Origin of the sequence: Pyrobaculum ferrireducens (assembly GCF_000234805.1) — an archaeon.
Lineage (GTDB): Archaea > Thermoproteota > Thermoprotei > Thermoproteales > Thermoproteaceae > Pyrobaculum > Pyrobaculum ferrireducens.
In genome coordinates this window covers 1,073,565-1,092,617 of record NC_016645.1, presented here as the reverse complement: position 1 = coordinate 1,092,617, position 19,053 = coordinate 1,073,565, and the positions used below count along the sequence as shown (strand labels likewise).

Sequence of the window (19,053 nt, the reverse complement as noted above, 5' to 3'; positions counted from 1 at the left end):
CCACTCCCCCCTTTTTAAATGTCAACACTAATACAACCAGCAGGAGACTAAGTGTCCTGGCTTCTTCTCAACGAGCCTAGGCTCCTCCCTCTCGCACTTCCCCTTAATCACAAGGGGGCATCTTGGGTGGAAGCGGCAGCCGCCGGGGGGGTTGACGAGGCTAGGCGGCTCGCCGGGCGGGACTTTCCTAATCTTAAACCTGTTCGTGGGGTCTGGGTCGGGCAACGCCTCTATTAAAGCTTGTGTGTATGGGTGGAGCGGCTCCTTTATTACATCTCTAAAAGGCCCGTACTCCACCATTTTGCCTGCGTACATTACCAAGATCTTATCCGCTAAGTACTTCGCAGTGGCTATGTCGTGCGTGATGTAGATCATCGTTATGCCGTATTTAGACTGGAGGGATCTCATTAGCGACAAGATCTCCGCTCTGATAGAGACGTCGAGCATGGAAACAGGCTCGTCGGCCACGACGAATTTAGGCCTCGTTATTAAAGCCCGGGCGATGCCCACGCGCTGTCTCTGGCCGCCGCTCAGCATGTGGGGATATTTCTTAAGAAAGTCGTCGGGCGGGGTTAGCCTCACCTCCTCCAAAGCCTTCACCACAGCCTCGTACCTCTCCTTGGGGGGCACCCCTCTTAATATCAGGGGCTCCTCGAGGATGTACTCAATCGTGTGGTACGGGTTCAGGGAGCTGAAGGGGTCTTGAAACACCATGGCTGTTGAAAACCTGTACCACCTAAGCTGGCTCTCCGGGAGGTGAGTGATGTCTTTCCCTTCGAAAATTATCTTTCCGCCAGTGGGCTCTATAAGCCTTAGAATAGTCCTCCCAAGCGTAGTCTTCCCAGACCCCGATTCGCCAATTACGGCGAGCACCTCCCCGTTTTCTAAGGCGAAGCTCACCCCGTCTACGGCCTTGACATATTTAACTGGGCTGAAAAGCCCCTTCTTCACCGGGAACCAGGTTTTGAGGTCCTTAACCTCTAGCAGAGGCATGTTAATACAGCCAACAAGCAACTAGGCTTCCCTCCACTTCCTTTGTCGCCGGCTCCTCTTTTTCGCATTTTCCTTTTATTACATAGGGGCATCTTGGGTGGAAGCGGCAACCGCTGGGGGGGTTTATGAGGCTTGGCACATCCCCAGGAATGTGCTCTATTGTCTTCTCCTCGCGTAGGGTAGGCATGGCGGCAAGGAGCTTCTGCGAGTAGGGGTGTTTGGGCTTGCGGAAGAACACGTCGGCCGGCGCCACTTCTACAAGCTTGCCTGCGTACATAACGCCTATTTTGTCGGCAATTTCAGAAGCTAGGGCTATGTCATGGGTGATGAGGATGTATGACAAGTCAAATTTTGTCTTTAGCTCCTTTAGCAAATTCATAATATTTGCTTGTGTGATGACGTCGAGCGCCGAGGTGGGCTCGTCTAGTATCACTAGCCTGGGCCTCATCATTATCGCCATGGCAATAACTACTCTCTGCTTCATGCCTCCGGAAAGCTCAAAGGGGTATCTCATTAAGACGTCTCTCGCCAGCCCCACAGATCTCAAAGCCTCCTCAGCGATCTTAACCGCCTCCTGTTTAGAAAGCCCTAGGTGTAGGACAAGTGGCTCTATCATCTGATCCTGAACTCTCAAAATAGGATTTAGAGCATTCATAGATGCCTGGAACACCATGGAAATTTTCTTCCAACGAATCTTCCTCCTTATTTCGTCCTCTGGCATTTTCATCAAATCCACCACCCCCAGCTCATCGTCGTAAAACAATATCTCGCCGCCTACCTCAGCAACATTCCGTGGTAGAAGTCTAATAATTGTAAAGGCGAGAGAACTCTTTCCACTCCCGCTCTCCCCCACCAGCGCCACAGCCTCACCTCGCTCTAACCTAAAGGAAATACCGTCCACCGCCTTAACCGTGCCTCTAGACGTGCCGTAATACATCTTAACATTACGCATCTCTAGAAGAGGAGGCATACAACCCTCTAAATAATGCTATATATATTTACCGCTTCAATACGCCCATGGAAATCACGGTGGCTGGCAATCCCACAGTGGACATCATTGTCACAGATAGGGGAGTCACCAAACGCCTTGGAGGCCCCATATACTACGCCTCGCTGGTATTCGGCGCACTGGGGGCGAAGGCCCGGGCGGTCGGCGTAGCCTCCAGCGACTTATTGGGAGAGATAGAGCGACTCTTAAGAAGTCTCGGCGTAGAGCCGCAATTAGAAGTGGCAGACGTCACCACCACATTTGAACTTGATTACAGGACAAAGCCGAGGAAGGTGAGACTAGTGGCGAAGCCCTCTAGAGGTATAGCCAGAGTCTCTGGCGACGTGGTAATTCTATCCCCAGTTTACGACGAGCTAACCGGCACAGAAGTCAAGGGGGGAAAGGTTGTTGTGGATCTCCAGGGGTACATACGCTCAAGTACGCCTCCGCCTAGGGCCGATCTAGTCCACCTCTCTCACGACGATATGCAGATAGCTACCGAAGAGCTTGTTAAAATGGGGGAGAGGTGGCCTGTCGTAGTGTACACGTTGGGCGAGGAGGGGGCATACATAGTGGAGAGAGGCGTGCTGTACTACATCAACAGCGCGAGGTTGGAAATAAGCGACGTCACTGGAAGTGGCGACGTATTCCTCGCGGCGTTGACGTACTACCACTATGTTAAAAACCTCGGCGTGGTAGAGGCGGCATGTGAGGCGAGTAAAATAGTGGCAGGCTTTCTAGCAACTAGAAAAATAGTGAAATACAATTTTGAATGCGTCAAACGAGTTGTTCAATGGTTGCGATTCTAGTCAAGACATCGGTCCTAGTGATTATCCCCACCAACCGATCCTCCGAATCCACAACCAGTAACCTGCCGATTCCGCTGGAGACCATTAACCTAATAGCCTCATGCACGTCCTCATCCTCCTGTATTGTAGGAGGGTCGCGCATCATTACGTCTCCAACCCTCGCCTTCAACTCGCAACGGGATAGCAACTCCATGACCTTTGAAGCCATTAAGAGGCCAATAGGCCTCCTATTGTCGTCAATCACCGGTATCCCTCTAAACCTCTTCTCGACAAAGTACTTTATGTATGTCTCCACTTGGTCGTCGACCTTAGCCACTACGGGGTTAGGCGTCATTATGTTCCTAACCGTGGTCCTCGGCACCGACACTATTGAGGTGATTTCAACCAACGCCTCGATATCAGCCTTGATGATCTTGCCTATGAGAACGACGCCGCTTGGGAGGGGGCCTACCCGCACCTCTCTCTCTAGGTAGTTGCTGAGATCGCCCACGACCCTCATCGACGCGTGGGGCTTCTCAGAGAGTAGGCCTATCACAGTTATATCAAGAGCGTAGCCTATTACATTGCCAACTGAAACAATCGGCACTGAGAACGTCTGGCGCGACAGCACATCAGCCGCTTTTGACGTTGGTATGTAACCCCCGTGTGGACCTGCTTTGCTAATAACCAGCCCCATAGACTTTAAGATAGATAACATGTTACGTACATACCCCTCGTGTATCTTCAAAGAATTTGCAATATCTCTAGACTTAACGGGTCCTCCCTCTTTGTTGTACAACTCTACTAATGCCTTTAGCACATTGTATACAGAGTCTGAAAGGCTAGACATTGGGCAAGTATATGTAGCAAGATATAAACTTTGCTTCTAATTCAGCGATCGGTCTCCCGGTCACGTATCGCCAGACCGTTTAGTCATCACATATGTGAAAAATAGTCTGCCGAATATTTTTAAATCAGTTAAATGACCGCCCTAATGTCTGCCCTTATAATAGATGCGGTAGACGCGGCGCTGGTGGAGAGACTTGAGAAGACAGGCATTAGAGTAGACTACAGGCCAGGGATTTCGAGAGAGGAGGTGATCAAGCAGGTAGGCAGTTATAACATACTTATCTTCAGAGGCCGGGTCAAGATAGATAGAGAGGTGATTGACGCTGGTAGCAAATTAAAGGTGCTCGCGAGATACGGCGTCGGCCTCGACAACGTCGACGTGGAATACGCTGTGAAAAGGGGGATTTCTGTAGTCAGCGCGCCCAACGCCCCCTCTCAGAGCGTCGCAGAGCTCACCATAGGCCTGATTCTCTCAGTCGCCCGGCGTATACCCCTCCTAAGTTCCAAGGTAAAGGCTGGCGAGTGGCCCAAGGGGAGATACATCGGGGTTGAGGTGGCTGGAAGGACCATCGGCGTGGTTGGATTCGGCAGAATAGGCAAAGCCGTTGCGCAGCTGGCCAGAGGCCTCGGCATGAGCGTATTAGCCAGCGATGTGATAGACGTTTCGAGAGACGTGGAGAAACTCGGCGGTAGGCAGGTGCCTCTCGAGGAGTTGCTTAAATTAAGCGACGTCGTGACGATCCACGTCCCTCTAACTCCCGAGACCTATCGGCTACTCAACGCCGAGAGGTTATCACTGTTAAAGGACGGCGCCATATTGATCAACACAAGTAGAGGCGAGGTGATAGATCACGAGGCTCTTCTCAAACATCTAGACAGGCTTTGGGGGGTAGGTCTAGACGTCTTGCCGGAGGAGCCCCCCAGGAGCCAGTACCTAAAACAGCTAATCAGCCACGAAAAAGTCGTGGTCACGCCTCATGTAGGGTCTGAGACGTACGAGGCGATGAGGAGACTCGCCGAGGAGCTCGCCAATAATATAGAAGAGGTTGTGTCGAGAATTAAGCTATGAAGTACCTAACCCCTGGCCCCGTCCAGTTACCTAAATTTGTCGTAGAGGCTATGGCAAAGCAACCGCCATTTCACAGAGGTGAGGAGTTCAAAAAACTTTTCAAGTCGGTGCTGGAGAAGCTGGAGGCGTTATACCAAGCAAGACCCCTGGTGTTACCTGGTACGGGAACGCTGGCTGTTGATACAATGATTTACAATTATATAAATCCAGGTGAGAAAGTTCTAGCGCTGGTATATGGCGAGTTTGGCAAGAGGGCTGTGGAGAGTGCCAAAATTAGGGGCGCTGAGGTGGTGGAGGTGGAGCGCGATTTGCCGCCTGCGCCTGATGAGGTAGACGACTTATTACGCCGAAATAGAGACGTGAAGGCGGTGCTCCTCATACACAACGAGACTAGCACGGGTATTGCATATAAAAAACTCAAAGAGCTAATTGACATAGTTAAGGCGCACGGCGCCCTGTTGCTTGTGGACAGCGTATCGGGCTTTCCCGCTGAGCCTCTTCCGCCTGGGGTGGATGTGGTTGCCACGGCGTCTCACAAAGCCCTCCTGGCGCCTCCCGGCGCCGCAATAATATACACAACCACCCCGCCGAGATACACCACGGGAGTGCCGCCGACGATGGACTTAAAGAAGTTTATCAAAATGCTTGAGCACCTAGAGACGCCGTACACGCCGCCTATCCCAATCCTATTCGCGCTAGATGCCTCGCTTAGCTATATTCTAGAACTCGGCGAGAGGTACACGTATATACACAAGGAGAGGGTTGACTACCTCTACGCCTCTGTAAAGCTACAACCAGTGCCTCCGGCGGATGTGAGGAGCTTCACAGTTACGACATTTATATGTGAGAATCCAAAGGAGGTAATGGCTAAGTTGCGGGACGCTGGCTACGTTGTCGCTGGCGGCATGTACAAGTATCGGGAGCGATCAATACGCATAGGCGTAATGGGGGATGTGAGTCTTGACGATCTTAAGAGAGTAGCCGAGGTAGTCAATAATGTGGCTAGACGAGGCTAACTGCAAGCTTTGCATAATCACGTCTAGGACGGGGGACTTAATTAGGCTACGGAGACCCGACAGACTGCCGGAGATACTTAACGAACTTTCGCAGTTACTGCGGCTGAGTAGCAGAAGCGAGGCTTTTTCCAAAAGCTTCCAAGTCGTGGCAAAGCTTGTGGGCGATGAGGATCCCTACAGGGAGTACAAGGCGAGACTAGCCGCAATAGGCAAGAAAGTGGCGGAGGCTGTCAGGCTGAGGCTAGAGCAAGCCTCGTGGGATTTAACAACGGCTTTGAGAATAGCGGCGGCGGCCAACATAGTCGATACAAGCGTCTTGGGATATAGGCCGAAGAAATTAGAGGAGGCTGTGTGGGATCTGCCAGCAATCGAGGAGTATGTGGCGTTGCCTAACAGCGTCTACTATGTATTGGACAACTCCGGCGAGGCGCAGATAGATCTGGTGGTGGCCGAGGCGCTTGAAAGAAATGGAATTACGCCAACATTCGTAGTCCGCTCCCAGCCATATGAAATAGATGTATTGGAGAGAGATCTCTCGACATACAGAGTGGTCGTAACGCCTGAAAACATATCGCCTGTGAGATGGATAAGAGATGGCTTTCTACTAGCCAAGGGAATTGCCAATTTCGAAGCGTATCTAGAGTGGGGGCAGACGCCTGCGCTTTTGCTGTTCAGAGCTAAATGCGACGTCTTGGCCAGAGTCTTCGGCGTCCAGAGAAACGCCCCTATTATAATCAGCGGCGAGAAGGCAAAGGCGATTATTAGCCTGTCACAATAAGCTTCACAGGCACCCCGTTTTTGAACTGCACAGAAACTCTAAGAGTTTCTAGCCCACCTTCCTGTATCACCGACTGCGCCACTTCCTTTACTTTCTTCAAGACGCTGAGAAGATCCACCATGTGTCTATACGACTCCTCAAGTATCTCGTGCCTAACCATGGGATTGGGGTCGATATACAACTGCAACCCAGTTATCTCAATAGGAGCACTTCTCTCAGAGCCTTCACTGCTGAACTTCTTTAACAAGTCCTGGAGTCTTCTATAACGCTCAAGAGACGGCCTCAGCCTCTCCAATTCGTCTCCCACGGCCTTGACTAAGCTTTCAAGATCCTTTATCTGTTTATCCAGCTCTGAGAGGAATTGGCTAGCATCTTCATACGTCTTCACAGTGAGTACATCCATGTATTCACCATGCTGAGGTGATTTATAAGGTCATCGCTTAAGTAATCCACGGGTTTTTTCTCACTAAATCGCCGCTGTATGCGTTGATCCTAATGTCGTACCTACCCACGCCCAACCTCTTGGAAATGCATTCCGAGATATCTACATAGCGCCTTTTCTTAATTACATAAACTCTGGAGCCCTGCACAAAGGGCCCCACCACCTCCTCGCCTACATATTTTTCAATAAATGCGTCTACTGCCTCGTCGTATACAGGCGGCCCCTTGTGTAGCACATAGGGGGTCAGCTTCACATGCTCAACTACGTACACCAGAGAGACGTGCGTAGCCTCGTCGCTTTCAACACCCCAGCGGAGTATTCTAAACCCGCACTCCCTAAGCCACTTATAGAGGCCCCGTCCCAGCCTCTTGTACCTACCCCATACAATATCAGGAGGCTCGTCGGGGTATGGAAACACCACCTCAACAGTCTCTAACTGACTCACTAATTCCCCATGTGTAGCTTGGAAATAGCTGAGTGAAGGCTTTTTGAGAAACCGCTTAGCCGCCAGAATAAATGTAGACATCGAGGTCAGAGACACGGCCGCCGCGGCATTTCTATTCGGATCCACGGGATCTACTACGACGAGAGGAGCCTTGAATTTTGTACCAGTGTCTGTAAACGCTATGTATGTGCGGTACGGCCTCCAGCGAGACGCCGCTTCTAGGGTCTCTACAAAAGAGCCGTAGTAAGCTATGAGTAGTTCTGTTAAATAACCCGAGAACCCCTCTGACCTTATCTCGGCCCCGTATATCCCAATTGTTTTTAGAAAAAGCTTTAGCAACCTCACATCTAAGACACGTGGCTTGTCTAGTTTCTCCACTAGGAATCTGTGGTGTAGTGGGGATCTGTCGGCGGCGGTTATGGGCCTCTCTCCTGGCTGTATTTTATAACACGGAACCACGTCAACCTCGTAGCTCTCCACCTGGAGCGAGACGTATGGATGTTGCGCATAGCGCAGCGTCCACCTAAGCCCCAGCTCCGTGAAGCGTTTAGTAAGGATTTGAACCACGGCCTCCGGCTTAACCGACCTATCTTTAAGAACCACAAAGATGTCTATATCGCGTTGGCCAGGTAGCCACGTCCCGCGGGCGCTTGACCCGTAGACATCTACCTCGGCGTCTATGCCCCCCTCCTCCACGAGCCGGGACACCAGAGACTTAACATGTTGAGAAACTTCTCTAATCTTCGCCTCCTCCGCAGGTGCCGGCGTCACCAGTTTATAAGCCTCTAGGAGGACCTCCTCTAAGCTACTCACGTAAGTGTTAACACAAATAAGTCACTATAAATAGGACCTCTCGGCGTAAGCGTGGACTTCTTCAGCTTGACCTTGTCTACAGTGACTACTCCAAACTCAACTCCCCGGTAGCGCCCCAGCAACTCCCTCAGCTTGTCGATATTGCGCCCGCTCTTCACACGCCCTATTGTCAAATGGGGGGTGAACTCCCTATCCTCGCGGTGTTCGGCATATCTATCAACAGCCCTTCGCACCACATCCGCGAGCTCTGTAAGCTTCTCAACACCCTGTGAGACGCCGATCCACAACACCCGCGGTCTTGAAAGATCTGGAAAGACGCCCACGTCGGCCAACTTAATCTGGAATTTGCTAAACCTCAACTGCGCCAAGGCGCGGATCGCGGCGTCTACATTGCTCTGTGGAATCTCGCCGAGGAAGCGGAGAGTCAGATGTAAATTTTCCCGCTCTACGAGCTTTACGTCTAGCCCGAGCCTCAAAACCTCTCTCTGCACCTCTTCAACTCTCCTAACTACGTCCTGCGCCTCGATGTCCACAGCCACGAAGGATCTGACGAGGCTCATGGCTTAAGTCGGTAAAACCACCTCGCCAGCAACTCACAACTTTGAGGCGCTATGAAGCTGACGCCGCATCTATCGGAATAGGGGCAGTACGTACACGGGATGGAGAGGAGAAGTCTATACTCCTCTGGGAGGGTCTCTACACTTATGACAAGATGTTCAACCGCCTCCTCGTGAATTTTACTAAGGAGCTTATACGCTTTGTCCGTCAGCCTAATCACGTACATACCCCTCTTGTTCCCCCCAACTCTCTCCCTTACTATTAAGCCCCTCTTTTCAAGCCTGGCGAGGATTGGAAGACCTGTCTTGCTGTCTATGCCGATGTACTTCCAGAGATTTCGCTGTTGGTAACTACCCCCAAGCCTCTCCAGGCCCTGCAAGATCTGGATCTCCACCTCTGTGAGTACGTCAGATTCCTCGTTATATTCCTGCGTAGCCACGTAGTGACACCGGGGCCAGTTTATAAATTACTACACAGACACCTCGACGAATAAAACATCGGAGAGGTCTTTTAACAACTCCCTCACAGGCCCCTCGGTGGAGTCCGCGGCCTTTGCAACCTCCTTCTGCGTAACCTCGACGCCAGCTATGTAACAAGCATAGTAGACAGCCGCTGCGGCTAGGACCTGGGGCTTCCTGCCGTTTCTAACGCGGGGGATGGATATTATGTAGCGGAGAATATCCACAGCTATGCGTTGCACCTCCGCGGACTTCTCGTCGCCGATCCCCAGCGCCGAGACGATCTTGGGGATGTAGATCTTGGGATCTACCCGCGGGGGCTTGATGCCGAGTTTACTCGCTATGTTCATCAATTCCATATATGCCGATACGAAGCTAGAGCGGTCAACGCCGAGCCCCTCTATGACTTTCTTTAAGGTAATTGCGGCGACGCCGTGTCTCTTTAAAGAAAAGTACAGAGTAGCTGCATAGCTCTCCAGCCTGGGGGCTCTATACCCTGCCTCGTAGAGCTTTTTGTACAGCATTACAGAATCCTCTATTATATTCCTAGGAATCCCCAGCTTTTCTCTGGCTGATTCCAGGAATTCCCTTATATCCGCCTCAACTCTTTCTAGAGGCGTGGAGATGGGTCGTGAAAACTTCTTCAAGCTAATAGCCTTGATTTTGTCAATAACTTTAACATTGCCGTACTCAATATCGCCGAGAGAAGAGCCCATGGGGCCTGAATACGCTCTTGACGACTCTGGCTTCCTCCACTCAGGTCCTAGATCAGCTATGCCGTCTCTCAGTACTGTGCCGCAGTTCTTACAGATGACCTGACCCCGCTCGTAGTCTACAACTACCTCGTTAACAGAGCCGCATACAGAGCAGCTATACTCCTCCACTTCGAATATTAACCTCCGCGTCATTTCCTCCGCCTCTTCTCAATATCTTGCGGCCTCACATAGAGAGCTTGACCTACTACCGAGTCGTCGCGTGTCGCCGGCTTCACTAAACCATAGGGATTTTTCACATTTCCAATAACGTCGTACAAGACTCCGACTTTTTTCATCGTGTATGTGTATATGTTTACGTAGAGGGGGGGAACCTCCGAGAGTTTCACCACGAGGTTCCCCAGACGGGAGTAGTGAAGAGCATGACCAATACGTCTCATTAAAGCAATTGTTGACCCCTATTTAATAAGGTTCGCCCCTCCAATACTGGAATATTACCTAACGGCACATGTGGGCTAGAATTTAAATACCCCAACGTTAACAAAAGCCGTGAAACTAGGCGCCTATTACAAAGGAGGAGATCTGAAAAAGCCCTCTGGCGGCAAGAAGAGAAAAGTTAGAAAAACTAAGAAAAAGGCCTTAGGCGGCGGCCCGCCTCAGATTCCAAAACTCAGCGAGGCCGACGTAAGAGTGGTGGAGAGGGTGAGAGGCGGCAATCTCAAGGTGAGGCTGAGAGAGGTGAGGTACGCCAACGTCTATCTGCCTAAGGAGAGGCGGAGTGCAAAAGCTAAAATTGTGTCCATCGTCTCAACTCCGGCGAATCCAGATTTTGCACGACGTAACTACATAGTCAAGGGCGCGGTTATCCAGACGGAGGTGGGCAGGGCAGTGGTCACCTCCCGCCCCGGCCAAGACGGCGTCGTAAACGCAGTACTTGTAGAATGAAGAAAAAAGGCGGAAGAATCCTCTGGCTCGCATACCTAGACTCAGCCACCCCCCGCTCCAAGGGGAGGCTACTACCTAAAAGCCTAGCTGTGAATAGGCCAACGTTGCAAGAGGTGGCCCAGGCCCTTGAGAAGCTTGGCTACAAATTCCAGGTTTATCCAGGAAAGAGATATCCCCCCCTGTGGTACGAAGAGAGGCTACAGGGCTACGTGGTGGTTGAGAGTAGCGAGAAGATACATGTCTTAGCCGCCAAGGTCGCCGCTGTGATTAGAGAGGCACGTAGTTGATGTACACGGTATTTTTTATCGGGACGGCGGGGTCGGGGAAGTCCACCCTAGTCGCGGCCCTATCTACATGGATGGAGGAACAAGGATTCGACGTAGGGGTTGTGAACTTAGATCCGGCGGCGGAGTACCTGCCCTACGTTCCCGATATAGATATTAGAGATAGGGTAAGCGCGAGGAAAGTAATGAAGCAGTACAAGCTGGGCCCCAACGCCTCTATAATAGCGGCGGTTGACATGGTGGTAACTGAGGCTGAGAGGATAAAAGAGGAGATGGAGGTAGTTGGGGCTCCGATATACTTAATAGATACTCCCGGCCAAATGGAGCTCTTCGCCTTTAGACAAAGCGGCGCCTACCTAGTACAGAAGCTTTCAGACACGCATTCTCTAGTGGTGTATGTGGCAGACGCCGTGTATATACAGACTATCGACGGCTTCGCCACAACCATGTTGCTGGCGCTCTCAAGCCGGATAAGGTTCAAGAAGCCGCAGATCCTGGCTGTGAATAAGGCAGATCTCCTCACGGAAGAGGCAATTGTCAACATCACCAACTGGTCTGAGGATCCCGAGACTCTGCTAGAGTCTATAGATCTGCCAAGCTACGAGAAGGAGATTCTGAGATCAGTCGCCAACATGGGCGGCTTCGTGGAGCCGATATTTGTCTCGGCTAAAACGGGGGATGGCCTAGACAAGCTCTACTACCAGTTACAGATACACTACACAGGTGGGGAGGACGCTCAGCTACCCCCTTGATACGGCCTTAGGTGCTCCGGCGTCGTTATAATAACCTTCTTCTTGTCACCTAGGTAGGTTTCTACTACATACGCCCTGCCCCTGACGCCGACGACTACGCCGACTTTGCCCTGGTAGCGTCTGTGGGGGGCGTTGGATATGTAGGTGGGGTCTATATCTATTACGACTTGATCCCCTGGCTTGTACTCGTACAACAGCCTCGAAAGGCCGGGGGCCCCCCTCTCTCTAGGCTTTTTTCTAAGCAGTTTCCTAGATTTATAGCGGTAGCCGTGTGTCCTCTTAACCATGCCCCCGGGATAGGCACCGGTTATTAAACTTTAACACCGTGGTAAGGGGCGTATAAGTTATAAAGTGGTGTACACACTAGGCAGTGAGCGTTAAAAAAATCCGCAAGTCTGAAGAGGTGCCGCATGCCAGCGCCCTCGCCATACTGAGGGAGGTAGCCGCCACAACTCAGCTGTCGGACGAGCAGAGAAAGACGCTTGACTACCTAGAAAAAGTGACAAAGAGGACGCGGGAGAACGCGGAAAGCTTGGTGAAGCAGTTAGTAGAGAAGTTCGGATTCGCCAAGATCACAGCGATACAGCTGGTAAATCTCTCAATAGACAGCGTAGAGGAGTTGAGGACAGTGTTATCGCATCTCGAAAGGAGGGAGTACTCAGACAGCGAGTTGAGAGAAATCTTCAAGTTACTAACTGGGCAATGAGAGGCCGGAGAGAAGAGTACGCATATGTAGTTGACATACTGCCGCCGGAGGTGGCGGTGTATAAACTACCTCCTAAAATTAGGAGAGAGTTTCCACACGACGTATCCTACGCCCACCTCGTCGGCGAGGATCACTTCACGTTGTTAGAAGTGACGCTTAAGAAGGGAACCGTGGTTGAGATAGGCGAGAGGGTATACGTGGGGCAGGGCCAGAGAGACAAAGTAGATAAAATTGTTAGGAGGATTAGGTACGACGACCTCCAGCCGCAGGGCCGGGAGAACCTCAACGCCGTGGTGAGGAAAATAGTGGAGCAACAGGAAAGCAGATTTGTGAAGTGGCTAAACGAGGCGGGTCCAATAACACTCAAACTTCACAGCCTAGAGCTGTTGAAAGGCATAGGAAAGAAGAAGGTACAGGAGATACTAGAGGAGCGGAAGAAGCGCCCATTCACGTCTTACGAAGACGTGAAGCAGAGAGCCGGAATTGACATAGTGGAGCTCATCACTGAGAGGATATTGAGAGAAATAACCGGTGAAGATAGCTACTACCTCTTTGCCCTGCCCCCACCGCAACACGCCGAGCAGTAAAAACTACTTAACTCTAGTTATCTTGTAGCGGTCTAGTATCTGCCAGACCTCTACTTCCGCGCCGGGGGCAAGCCTCCCCTTGGCCTCCTCCTCGATGTACTTCATAGGTACTTCAATAGTCTTGTAGTCGCGCATATCCATCAGCTGAATTACGTCGCCGGACATTGATAAGACCTGTGCGGTGAATTTTTCGATGATGGGGACTTCCACCTGTGCATCAACTGGAAGGCTCAAGGTCCTCTTCCCTCCGTCGAACACCCCCACAGCCACTATACGCGCCTTGGCGCTACCGTGCTTCCCGGTCTTCGACTTTTCGATCTCCACGACGCGGCAAGGCTCGCCGTCAATAACGACGTAGGACCCCTCTTTAAGCTCGCCTGCCTCGACGTATTTAGTCGACATAGGGCACTCTAAGGCTGAGATATATAAATTTTAGACACAGGCGTATTTCAGCACCTCGCCGCATTTAGGCATCTCGGCGGGTAGCCTTGGAACAGCCTCTGCAACCACTTTCTTAATGATGCCGAGCTTCTCTATCATCATTTTCTCCACAGCCTCTGCGGTCACCGGCTGGTGCGGCACCCATATGTCGTAGTCGGTGACTAGGGCGATTAAGCCGTAGCACATCCCAAGCTCGCGGGCTAGGTTAATCTCAGGCACCAGCGTCATGCCGATGATGTCGCAGCCAAACACCTCTCTCCAAATCCTCGACTCGGCTTTTGTACTGAACCTAGGCCCCTCTATACAGACATAGCACCCCCCGTCGTGCGTCTTGTTGTACTTACGCGCCGTCTCTATCAGTACCTGTCTAATTTCTTGCGTAAAGGGCTCCAGCCCTATCTGCACGTGGCAAGTCCTAGGCCCGTCGTAGAAGGTGTACTCCCTCCCCTTAGTCATGTCCACGAACTGGTCCGGCACTACGAAGTCGCCGGGGGCGTAGTCCGGCCTCAGCGAGCCTACTGCGCTGACGGCGATGATCGACTTAACGCCCAGGGCGTGTAGCGCATATATGTTTGCCCTGTACGGTATTTTATGAGGCGGGTATTTATGCCCCCTGCCGTGTCTCGGGAGAAACGCCACAACACGCCCCGATACGCGGCCCACAACGACGTTGTCTGAGGGGAGGCCGTAGGGGGTGTGTATCTGCACCTCCACAGCGTTTTCAAAAATGCCAGGGTCGTACAAGCCGCTCCCGCCGATTATGCCAATAGCGGGAAATTCGTCAAATCCAAGTTCCTTGGGGCTCTTCGGCGGGGTGGTTAGCTTAACCATAAAGGTAAATAAGCCGAGAATTTTAACAGTTGTGGAAGTCTTCGCCCCAACGCCGGCCGAACTCGTCAAAAAATACGGGGCCAGGAAAACTCCAGACGATAAATACGAGATACAAGCCATAAACGCCCCCTGGGTCGTAAAACGTGAGATCGACTTGGCGGTTGCCCCCGGCTCTAGGTATATTATAGAGGGGGTCAAGATAGAGGGCCTGACGCCTCCCTGGGAGGCCTACGTGGCTCTAGTGGAGGCAAGCGGTGACTTCGGCGCTGGCTTCGTGGTGGCTAGACGCCGCCGGATGTTTTCGTGTATATACAAGAACTATGCCAAGCCGATAGACACACAGCTGGCTCCCTACGTGCTGATTAAACCGGTGGAGTTGCAGTTGACAGATCGGGAAAATGTAGTAGAGTGTGTGGACAAGCCATTCAGAGCCCGGTACCTGGCGGTCTTTATAAACGCTCCCGTGGCCGTGGTGAGGAGGGTACATGTGGAGCTAAGCCCCTTAGTCAAGGAAAACGTTTAAATACCAGTGAGAAGAGTAGAGGCGGAATGGAGATAAAACTCCCAGGTCAAGATGCGGAAGACATTATCGACCAACTGTTAGGTGGCTCTGATGAGGATGCGCTGATGCAGACAATAACCAAGGAGAAGGCTCTGGTGAGGATTAGGCTTGAAAATAGAAGGGGGCACTACGTAACAATTGTAGACTTCGGGAATTCAGAAGACGCGAAGCAACTAGGCATAAAGGATATGGCTAGGGAGCTTAAGAAAAGACTCGCCGCTGGGGGCACTATTAGAGATAGCTGGATTGAAATACAGGGAGATCACCGGCAGAAGATTAAGAAGCTTTTAATAGAAATGGGCTTTAAGGAAGAGAACATACTCATAGATGAAGGAGTTACCGAGACATAAAATCAAGCGGGCACTAGAGCAAGAGGACTACCAAGCCCTGGCGCAGCTCTGCCTAGAGCTCCTAGGCGTTGACAGCTGGGCGGAGGGGTGGAGAAAGATGGAGGAGATTGTGGAGAGGAGCGGGGAGTACGTGCTTGCGAAGTTTCTAGCCTTGGCCTACGCCCTATCCCGCGACGAGATATACAGCGCGCTGTCAAGCGCCACCCGGGAATTCATGGCGCGGGACGTCGTCGTCTGTCTAGAAAAGACGGCGCAGGTTATTGGGGCCTTATCTCAACAAGAGGATTTTGGAGATATACGCGGACGACCAGCGGCTTAAGCCACCTCCTCAAAACAGAGGCTTTTTCCAACTGGCTCTCTGTGAGTTTGCCGGAGTTCGTCTTCACCTCCACCGCGTACAGAGCGCCGTCTCTAAATGCGAAGAGATCTACGGTTCTCAGGGCGGCTCTGTACTGCAACAACTCAGTAGCAACGCTGGACAAGGCGTGGAGAAGAGGCTTGTCAACTGTCTCCTCGACGCATTTCTTTAGACAGGGCGCGTAGAGGCTGGCCTCCAGCGGCGTGGCTGTCCTAGCGTCTTCTGAAAGACACCTACCCCTCCAGTAGGTGACAGACACGTAGCCAACAGGCGTGGGTATAGCCAACGTAATCGGCTCTTTAGGCTCTTCTTTACACTCGCCGGAGACTACGCTGTACGCCAGAACCACCTCCAAAAGGCGTATGAAATCCCCCGGCCTCCAGACGAGGAACCCCCTTGTCTTGAGGTATTCCTCAGCTATGCACTCCCCAGCCCTCCCTATTACGCTGTTCACATCTTTGTGAGTATTGGGATGCCTAAGATGTAGAAGCCGGCCTCCAGCACAGTCTTCACGGCGTTTACCAAAGCTAGTCTAAAACTCCTCACAGGCTCCTCCGCCTTGAGCACGGGAGCTTTCTCGTAGTAGCTGTTAAACACGAGGGCTAGGCCGTCGAGAAACTCCGCTACGTAGTCCGGCCTCAGCGACCGGGCTGACTCTCTAACTACGCTGGGCCACTCGGCGACTTTTAGAATTAAGTCGCGCTCTTCGGGTAATATACCCCCAGGCACGGGGGTTCTGCCGATCACCTGGGCTTTTTCAAGTATGGAGTAGGCTCTGACGTATGTATACTGGAGGAAGGTTCCGGAGTTCTGCCTGAGGTTCAGCACCGCGTCCCACCTAAACTCAATAGGCTTACGCGGCCCGGTGGAGAGGAATGCGTATCTCACAGAGCCGACGCCCACTCTCTCGGCGATTATTCCGCTGACCTCTGGATTCCTCTCCTTTACGAGACTCGCCGACCGCTCCGCAGCTTCGTCAAGAATCTCGTCGAGGGATATGTACTGCCCCCTACGTGCCGACATTTTTGCACCTGGTAGATTCACCATCTCATACGCGTAGTGGATCACCCTCCTGGCGGCGTCTTCGTGGCCGAGGGCGTAGAGGATGATGCGCACATGTGCCTGTTCATGTGTCTGCTCCGTAGACACCACTCTTATAACTTTGTCAAAGCCCTGTCTAGTCTGCCACAAGGCGTAGGCCACGTCCCTCGTCACGTACAACGTGGTCCCGTCAGATCTAGTCAACGTAACAGGCGGGATAAACTTAGGCAGATCCAACACGTCCCACAGTTGGAAGTCTTCGACGAACTTATCGGCGCGGAAGACCACGGCGCCTCCCTTATTCTCCACGTACTGAGGCCACCTCCTCTGGAGCTCCGAAACCACCCTAGCCGCCTCGCCGGACCACACAGCTATCTCGCTCTCGTAATCCCACTTGTCAATCTCGATGCCCAGCCGGGCTAGGGTCTCCCTCTGTCCCTTGAGGACCAAGTCAACCACCTCCCTCACGACCCTCCTCGCGTCGGGCTCGCCCAGCTCGTAACGCCTATTCAGCTCCACTGCCTCCCCAGCCACATCCCTCTGCCCCAGCCGCTCTACGATTTTTGAAATAATCTCCCTCTCGCCGTCAAGCAACCGCCTCAGCACAGCCATCCACTCATCTATCTGCGCCAAGATCTCCCTCTTCTTCTCGTCATCGCTGGCTTTTTCCAGCTCTCTCCTAAGCCTCCCCACCTCGGCGACGGCGTTTGTGGCTGAGTATATCTGCCCAACTACTAAGTCGGGCTTCGCCCTCTCCGCCAACTTCCCAACCTCCTCTCTGACGGCCTCGTAGCCAATCGCGGCGTACATGACCTGCACGCCGCAGTCATCTACATAGAAATGAGTCTCCACCTTGTTGCCGCAGAACTTCAATAGACGTGCAAGAGAGTCTCCGAGTATGGCATTTCTTCCATGTCCAATGTGCAGTGGATGTATGGGGTTTGCAGATGTGTGCTCCACAAGGAAGGAGCCCCCGGAGCACTCCTCAGAAAAGCCGTACTTCCTCCCCATCTTCGCCACGGCGTCGAAAACAAGCTCGCCGACTTTACTCACATCGACATCGACGTTGACGTAGAGCCCCTCCACTGAGAGCCCCGTGAGGTAGTCAAAGCGGCGGCTCTTGAAGACCTCGACGGCCTCTGCAAGGCGGCGTGGGTCTACTCTATATTTGTGAAACCTAGCCGAGAAGAAGCCGAAACGCCTAGTCCTCTCCACCTCCGGCACCTCCCCAAGGCCGAGTTCACGCGCTAATTCGCTGAGTACCCTCGTGAACTCCTCTTTAGGTGGCTTAAGAGGATCCACGGGCTAATTAATTCCAAGCTATAAATACTTAGAAAACTTTAAATAAGGCACCTACACAACAAAGCCATGACGGAGGAGGTAAAGTTCTCGCCGTATGAAGACGCGGTCGCTGGGCTGGTGGTGCAGATACTCGGGAGGACGGGGGTGGCAGGAGAGGTTACGCAAGTCAAGATAAAAGTCCTCGAAGGGCGCGACAAGGGGCGGGTGTTGACCAGAAACGTAAAGGGGCCCGTGAGGCTCGGCGATATTGTAATGCTTAGGGAGACTGAAAGAGAAGCCCGTAGAATAACGGCAAGATGAAAATCCACAAATGCGCCTTCTGTGGGGCCGACATACCGCCCGGCTACGGCATAATGTACGTTAGGACAGACGGCACAGTGGTGAGATACTGTAGCAGAAAGTGCTTCGTAAGCGCAACGAGGTTTAAGAGAAACCCCAGAAAGCTAGCCTGGGTAAGAAAACAACAGAAGAGACAGTCCTAAAAACGCCTATTTACCTCCTACCGCCAGCCGGTACAGGTATCGCGTTTAGACCGTGTTTGGCTCTAATCTCGTTAATTTTCGATACTAAGGCCTCTAAATCTCCCGCGGCTTGACCGGGCTCTATCACCACCGCCGCAGCTGCAGACACGTTGATGCCAGCGGCCTTCCCCAACTTCTCCTTAGAAGGCACATATACGTAAGGCACCTTCTTCTCCTCACACAACAGCGGTAAGTGAGCCACCACCTCCGGGGGATCCACATCCTCAGCTATCAGCACCAGCTTCGCCAACCCCCTCTCGACGGCCTTCGTAGCCTCGTTAGTGCCCTTCTTAATCTTCCCAGTCTGCTTCGCTATAGACAGTATCTCAAGGGCTTTTTCAGCCACGTCGCCAGGCACCTCGAATCTCACATAGAAAGGCTTCCCAGGCGGCGGATTTGCATAGAACGTCTTTGGGTCTATCGTCACTGCCATGGGTGCCACAAAGAACCGGCTATATAAATA

At 52.3% G+C, this 19,053-nt stretch carries 29 protein-coding genes; 14 read left to right on the top strand and 15 right to left on the bottom strand.

Annotation, left to right across the window (positions count from 1 at the left end; genetic code table 11):
• Positions 1 to 27 precede the first annotated feature (27 nt).
• Positions 28 to 993, bottom strand: a complete 966-nt coding sequence (locus P186_RS06040; protein ID WP_014288556.1) for an ABC transporter ATP-binding protein — start codon at positions 991 to 993, stop codon at positions 28 to 30.
• A gap of 1 nt (position 994) precedes the next feature.
• Positions 995 to 1,963 (bottom strand): ABC transporter ATP-binding protein, encoded by a 969-nt coding sequence (locus tag P186_RS06035; protein WP_014288555.1) that lies wholly within the window; start codon positions 1,961 to 1,963, stop codon positions 995 to 997.
• A gap of 47 nt (positions 1,964 to 2,010) precedes the next feature.
• Here P186_RS06035 and P186_RS06030 point away from each other — a divergent pair, with 47 nt between their 5' ends.
• Positions 2,011 to 2,790, top strand: a complete 780-nt coding sequence (locus P186_RS06030; protein WP_014288554.1) for a PfkB family carbohydrate kinase — start codon at positions 2,011 to 2,013, stop codon at positions 2,788 to 2,790.
• Here P186_RS06030 and P186_RS06025 read toward each other — a convergent pair.
• Complete coding sequence (locus tag P186_RS06025; RefSeq protein WP_148682785.1) at positions 2,759 to 3,619, bottom strand: CBS domain-containing protein; 861 nt, start codon at positions 3,617 to 3,619, stop codon at positions 2,759 to 2,761. The two genes, P186_RS06030 and P186_RS06025, sit on opposite strands and share 32 nt — an antisense overlap.
• A 144-nt stretch (positions 3,620 to 3,763) precedes the next feature.
• On the opposite strand from P186_RS06025, the gene P186_RS06020 reads away from it, so the two are divergent.
• The 3 genes from P186_RS06020 to P186_RS06010 are packed head-to-tail and all read left to right on the top strand — an operon-like array spanning position 3,764 to position 6,481.
• Complete coding sequence (locus P186_RS06020) at positions 3,764 to 4,687, top strand: D-2-hydroxyacid dehydrogenase (protein ID WP_148682784.1); 924 nt, start codon at positions 3,764 to 3,766, stop codon at positions 4,685 to 4,687.
• Positions 4,684 to 5,703, top strand: coding sequence for a pyridoxal-phosphate-dependent aminotransferase family protein (locus tag P186_RS06015; RefSeq protein WP_014288551.1), 1,020 nt, complete (start codon positions 4,684 to 4,686; stop codon positions 5,701 to 5,703). The genes P186_RS06020 and P186_RS06015 overlap by 4 nt, the downstream gene beginning before the upstream one ends.
• Positions 5,684 to 6,481 carry an ARMT1-like domain-containing protein gene (locus tag P186_RS06010; RefSeq protein WP_014288550.1) on the top strand — a complete coding sequence of 266 codons (798 nt, stop codon included), beginning with the start codon at positions 5,684 to 5,686 and terminating at the stop codon, positions 6,479 to 6,481. The genes P186_RS06015 and P186_RS06010 overlap by 20 nt, the downstream gene beginning before the upstream one ends.
• Here P186_RS06010 and P186_RS06005 read toward each other — a convergent pair.
• The 6 genes from P186_RS06005 to P186_RS05980 are packed head-to-tail and all read right to left on the bottom strand — an operon-like array spanning position 6,465 to position 10,350.
• Positions 6,465 to 6,884, bottom strand: a complete 420-nt coding sequence (locus P186_RS06005) for a hypothetical protein (RefSeq protein ID WP_014288549.1) — start codon at positions 6,882 to 6,884, stop codon at positions 6,465 to 6,467. The genes P186_RS06010 and P186_RS06005 overlap by 17 nt on opposite strands.
• A 37-nt stretch (positions 6,885 to 6,921) precedes the next feature.
• Positions 6,922 to 8,181, bottom strand: a complete 1,260-nt coding sequence (gene cca, locus P186_RS06000; protein ID WP_014288548.1) for a CCA tRNA nucleotidyltransferase — start codon at positions 8,179 to 8,181, stop codon at positions 6,922 to 6,924.
• Positions 8,178 to 8,741 (bottom strand): RNA 2',3'-cyclic phosphodiesterase, encoded by a 564-nt coding sequence (gene thpR, locus P186_RS05995; RefSeq protein ID WP_014288547.1) that lies wholly within the window; start codon positions 8,739 to 8,741, stop codon positions 8,178 to 8,180. The genes cca and thpR overlap by 4 nt, the downstream gene beginning before the upstream one ends.
• Entirely contained in the window at positions 8,738 to 9,178 is a 441-nt protein-coding gene (locus P186_RS05990) for a MarR family winged helix-turn-helix transcriptional regulator (protein ID WP_014288546.1), read from the bottom strand. The genes thpR and P186_RS05990 overlap by 4 nt, the downstream gene beginning before the upstream one ends.
• Before the next feature lie 30 nt (positions 9,179 to 9,208).
• The gene (locus P186_RS05985) at positions 9,209 to 10,105 is read right to left on the bottom strand and encodes a TFIIB-type zinc ribbon-containing protein (RefSeq protein ID WP_014288545.1); all 897 of its coding nucleotides are present in this window, start codon (positions 10,103 to 10,105) and stop codon (positions 9,209 to 9,211) included.
• The gene (locus P186_RS05980; RefSeq protein WP_148682783.1) at positions 10,102 to 10,350 is read right to left on the bottom strand and encodes a Gar1/Naf1 family protein; all 249 of its coding nucleotides are present in this window, start codon (positions 10,348 to 10,350) and stop codon (positions 10,102 to 10,104) included. The genes P186_RS05985 and P186_RS05980 overlap by 4 nt, the downstream gene beginning before the upstream one ends.
• A 109-nt stretch (positions 10,351 to 10,459) precedes the next feature.
• Here P186_RS05980 and P186_RS05975 point away from each other — a divergent pair, with 109 nt between their 5' ends.
• From P186_RS05975 to P186_RS05965, 3 genes are read left to right on the top strand one after another with little or no spacing between them, the layout of a single operon-like run.
• Positions 10,460 to 10,855, top strand: coding sequence for a 30S ribosomal protein S8e (locus P186_RS05975; protein WP_014288543.1), 396 nt, complete (start codon positions 10,460 to 10,462; stop codon positions 10,853 to 10,855).
• Positions 10,852 to 11,142 carry a signal recognition particle subunit SRP19/SEC65 family protein gene (locus P186_RS05970; RefSeq protein ID WP_014288542.1) on the top strand — a complete coding sequence of 97 codons (291 nt, stop codon included), beginning with the start codon at positions 10,852 to 10,854 and terminating at the stop codon, positions 11,140 to 11,142. The genes P186_RS05975 and P186_RS05970 overlap by 4 nt, the downstream gene beginning before the upstream one ends.
• Positions 11,142 to 11,891 (top strand): ATP/GTP-binding protein, encoded by a 750-nt coding sequence (locus P186_RS05965; RefSeq protein ID WP_014288541.1) that lies wholly within the window; start codon positions 11,142 to 11,144, stop codon positions 11,889 to 11,891. Before P186_RS05970 ends, P186_RS05965 begins: the two co-directional genes overlap by 1 nt.
• On the opposite strand, the gene P186_RS05960 is transcribed toward P186_RS05965, so the two are convergent.
• On the bottom strand, positions 11,876 to 12,178 hold the full coding sequence (locus P186_RS05960) for a 50S ribosomal protein L21e (protein WP_014288540.1): 303 nt from the start codon (positions 12,176 to 12,178) through the stop codon (positions 11,876 to 11,878). The genes P186_RS05965 and P186_RS05960 overlap by 16 nt on opposite strands.
• Positions 12,179 to 12,261: 83 nt before the next feature.
• On the opposite strand from P186_RS05960, the gene P186_RS05955 reads away from it, so the two are divergent.
• Positions 12,262 to 12,597, top strand: coding sequence for an RNA polymerase Rpb4 family protein (locus tag P186_RS05955; RefSeq protein ID WP_014288539.1), 336 nt, complete (start codon positions 12,262 to 12,264; stop codon positions 12,595 to 12,597).
• On the top strand, positions 12,594 to 13,184 hold the full coding sequence (locus tag P186_RS05950) for a DUF655 domain-containing protein (protein WP_014288538.1): 591 nt from the start codon (positions 12,594 to 12,596) through the stop codon (positions 13,182 to 13,184). The genes P186_RS05955 and P186_RS05950 overlap by 4 nt, the downstream gene beginning before the upstream one ends.
• A 3-nt stretch (positions 13,185 to 13,187) precedes the next feature.
• Here the strand turns inward: P186_RS05950 and P186_RS05945 are convergent, their stop codons facing one another.
• Positions 13,188 to 13,586: a translation initiation factor IF-5A gene (locus tag P186_RS05945; protein ID WP_014288537.1), complete on the bottom strand. Its 399-nt coding sequence runs from the start codon at positions 13,584 to 13,586 to the stop codon at positions 13,188 to 13,190.
• Positions 13,587 to 13,616: 30 nt separating this feature from the next.
• Positions 13,617 to 14,456: an S-methyl-5'-thioadenosine phosphorylase gene (locus tag P186_RS05940; protein ID WP_014288536.1), complete on the bottom strand. Its 840-nt coding sequence runs from the start codon at positions 14,454 to 14,456 to the stop codon at positions 13,617 to 13,619.
• Positions 14,457 to 14,487: 31 nt separating this feature from the next.
• Here P186_RS05940 and P186_RS05935 point away from each other — a divergent pair, with 31 nt between their 5' ends.
• The 3 genes from P186_RS05935 to P186_RS05925 are packed head-to-tail and all read left to right on the top strand — an operon-like array spanning position 14,488 to position 15,687.
• Positions 14,488 to 14,979: a hypothetical protein gene (locus tag P186_RS05935; RefSeq protein ID WP_148682782.1), complete on the top strand. Its 492-nt coding sequence runs from the start codon at positions 14,488 to 14,490 to the stop codon at positions 14,977 to 14,979.
• 26 nt (positions 14,980 to 15,005) lie between these two features.
• Positions 15,006 to 15,368, top strand: a complete 363-nt coding sequence (locus P186_RS05930) for an SUI1 family translation initiation factor (RefSeq protein ID WP_148682781.1) — start codon at positions 15,006 to 15,008, stop codon at positions 15,366 to 15,368.
• Positions 15,346 to 15,687: a hypothetical protein gene (locus P186_RS05925; RefSeq protein ID WP_148682780.1), complete on the top strand. Its 342-nt coding sequence runs from the start codon at positions 15,346 to 15,348 to the stop codon at positions 15,685 to 15,687. Before P186_RS05930 ends, P186_RS05925 begins: the two co-directional genes overlap by 23 nt.
• Here the strand turns inward: P186_RS05925 and P186_RS05920 are convergent.
• On the bottom strand, positions 15,626 to 16,180 hold the full coding sequence (locus tag P186_RS05920; RefSeq protein WP_014288533.1) for a hypothetical protein: 555 nt from the start codon (positions 16,178 to 16,180) through the stop codon (positions 15,626 to 15,628). The two genes, P186_RS05925 and P186_RS05920, sit on opposite strands and share 62 nt — an antisense overlap.
• A complete protein-coding gene (locus P186_RS05915) occupies positions 16,177 to 18,069 on the bottom strand; it encodes an arginine--tRNA ligase (protein WP_014288532.1) in 1,893 nt (630 codons plus the stop codon). The genes P186_RS05920 and P186_RS05915 overlap by 4 nt, the downstream gene beginning before the upstream one ends.
• A 66-nt stretch (positions 18,070 to 18,135) precedes the next feature.
• Here P186_RS05915 and P186_RS05910 point away from each other — a divergent pair, with 66 nt between their 5' ends.
• Positions 18,136 to 18,369, top strand: coding sequence for a 30S ribosomal protein S28e (locus P186_RS05910; protein WP_014288531.1), 234 nt, complete (start codon positions 18,136 to 18,138; stop codon positions 18,367 to 18,369).
• Positions 18,366 to 18,551, top strand: a complete 186-nt coding sequence (locus tag P186_RS05905) for a 50S ribosomal protein L24e (protein WP_014288530.1) — start codon at positions 18,366 to 18,368, stop codon at positions 18,549 to 18,551. The genes P186_RS05910 and P186_RS05905 overlap by 4 nt, the downstream gene beginning before the upstream one ends.
• 10 nt (positions 18,552 to 18,561) lie before the next feature.
• Here the strand turns inward: P186_RS05905 and rpl7ae are convergent, their stop codons facing one another.
• Positions 18,562 to 19,023, bottom strand: coding sequence for a 50S ribosomal protein L7Ae (rpl7ae, locus tag P186_RS05900; RefSeq protein ID WP_014288529.1), 462 nt, complete (start codon positions 19,021 to 19,023; stop codon positions 18,562 to 18,564).
• Positions 19,024 to 19,053: the final 30 nt, after the last annotated feature.

Excerpts from the sequence above, each read along its gene's own strand:
- P186_RS06030 (WP_014288554.1), top strand. The coding sequence starts at position 2,011 with ATGGAAATCACGGTGGCTGGCAATCCCACAGTGGACATCATTGTCACA.
- P186_RS05980 (WP_148682783.1), bottom strand. The coding sequence starts at position 10,350 with ATGAGACGTATTGGTCATGCTCTTCACTACTCCCGTCTGGGGAACCTC.
- P186_RS05930 (WP_148682781.1), top strand. The coding sequence starts at position 15,006 with ATGGAGATAAAACTCCCAGGTCAAGATGCGGAAGACATTATCGACCAA.
- P186_RS05985 (WP_014288545.1), bottom strand. The coding sequence starts at position 10,105 with ATGACGCGGAGGTTAATATTCGAAGTGGAGGAGTATAGCTGCTCTGTA.
- P186_RS05970 (WP_014288542.1), top strand. The coding sequence starts at position 10,852 with ATGAAGAAAAAAGGCGGAAGAATCCTCTGGCTCGCATACCTAGACTCA.
- P186_RS05905 (WP_014288530.1), top strand. The coding sequence starts at position 18,366 with ATGAAAATCCACAAATGCGCCTTCTGTGGGGCCGACATACCGCCCGGC.
- P186_RS06015 (WP_014288551.1), top strand. The coding sequence starts at position 4,684 with ATGAAGTACCTAACCCCTGGCCCCGTCCAGTTACCTAAATTTGTCGTA.
- P186_RS05960 (WP_014288540.1), bottom strand. The coding sequence starts at position 12,178 with ATGGTTAAGAGGACACACGGCTACCGCTATAAATCTAGGAAACTGCTT.
- thpR (WP_014288547.1), bottom strand. The coding sequence starts at position 8,741 with ATGAGCCTCGTCAGATCCTTCGTGGCTGTGGACATCGAGGCGCAGGAC.
- P186_RS06020 (WP_148682784.1), top strand. The coding sequence starts at position 3,764 with ATGTCTGCCCTTATAATAGATGCGGTAGACGCGGCGCTGGTGGAGAGA.
- P186_RS05965 (WP_014288541.1), top strand. The coding sequence starts at position 11,142 with ATGTACACGGTATTTTTTATCGGGACGGCGGGGTCGGGGAAGTCCACC.
- rpl7ae (WP_014288529.1), bottom strand. The coding sequence starts at position 19,023 with ATGGCAGTGACGATAGACCCAAAGACGTTCTATGCAAATCCGCCGCCT.
- P186_RS06035 (WP_014288555.1), bottom strand. The coding sequence starts at position 1,963 with ATGCCTCCTCTTCTAGAGATGCGTAATGTTAAGATGTATTACGGCACG.
- P186_RS05925 (WP_148682780.1), top strand. The coding sequence starts at position 15,346 with ATGAAGGAGTTACCGAGACATAAAATCAAGCGGGCACTAGAGCAAGAG.
- P186_RS05950 (WP_014288538.1), top strand. The coding sequence starts at position 12,594 with ATGAGAGGCCGGAGAGAAGAGTACGCATATGTAGTTGACATACTGCCG.
- P186_RS06025 (WP_148682785.1), bottom strand. The coding sequence starts at position 3,619 with ATGTCTAGCCTTTCAGACTCTGTATACAATGTGCTAAAGGCATTAGTA.
- P186_RS06040 (WP_014288556.1), bottom strand. The coding sequence starts at position 993 with ATGCCTCTGCTAGAGGTTAAGGACCTCAAAACCTGGTTCCCGGTGAAG.
- P186_RS06010 (WP_014288550.1), top strand. The coding sequence starts at position 5,684 with ATGTGGCTAGACGAGGCTAACTGCAAGCTTTGCATAATCACGTCTAGG.
- P186_RS05910 (WP_014288531.1), top strand. The coding sequence starts at position 18,136 with ATGACGGAGGAGGTAAAGTTCTCGCCGTATGAAGACGCGGTCGCTGGG.
- P186_RS05940 (WP_014288536.1), bottom strand. The coding sequence starts at position 14,456 with ATGGTTAAGCTAACCACCCCGCCGAAGAGCCCCAAGGAACTTGGATTT.
- P186_RS06005 (WP_014288549.1), bottom strand. The coding sequence starts at position 6,884 with ATGGATGTACTCACTGTGAAGACGTATGAAGATGCTAGCCAATTCCTC.
- P186_RS05945 (WP_014288537.1), bottom strand. The coding sequence starts at position 13,586 with ATGTCGACTAAATACGTCGAGGCAGGCGAGCTTAAAGAGGGGTCCTAC.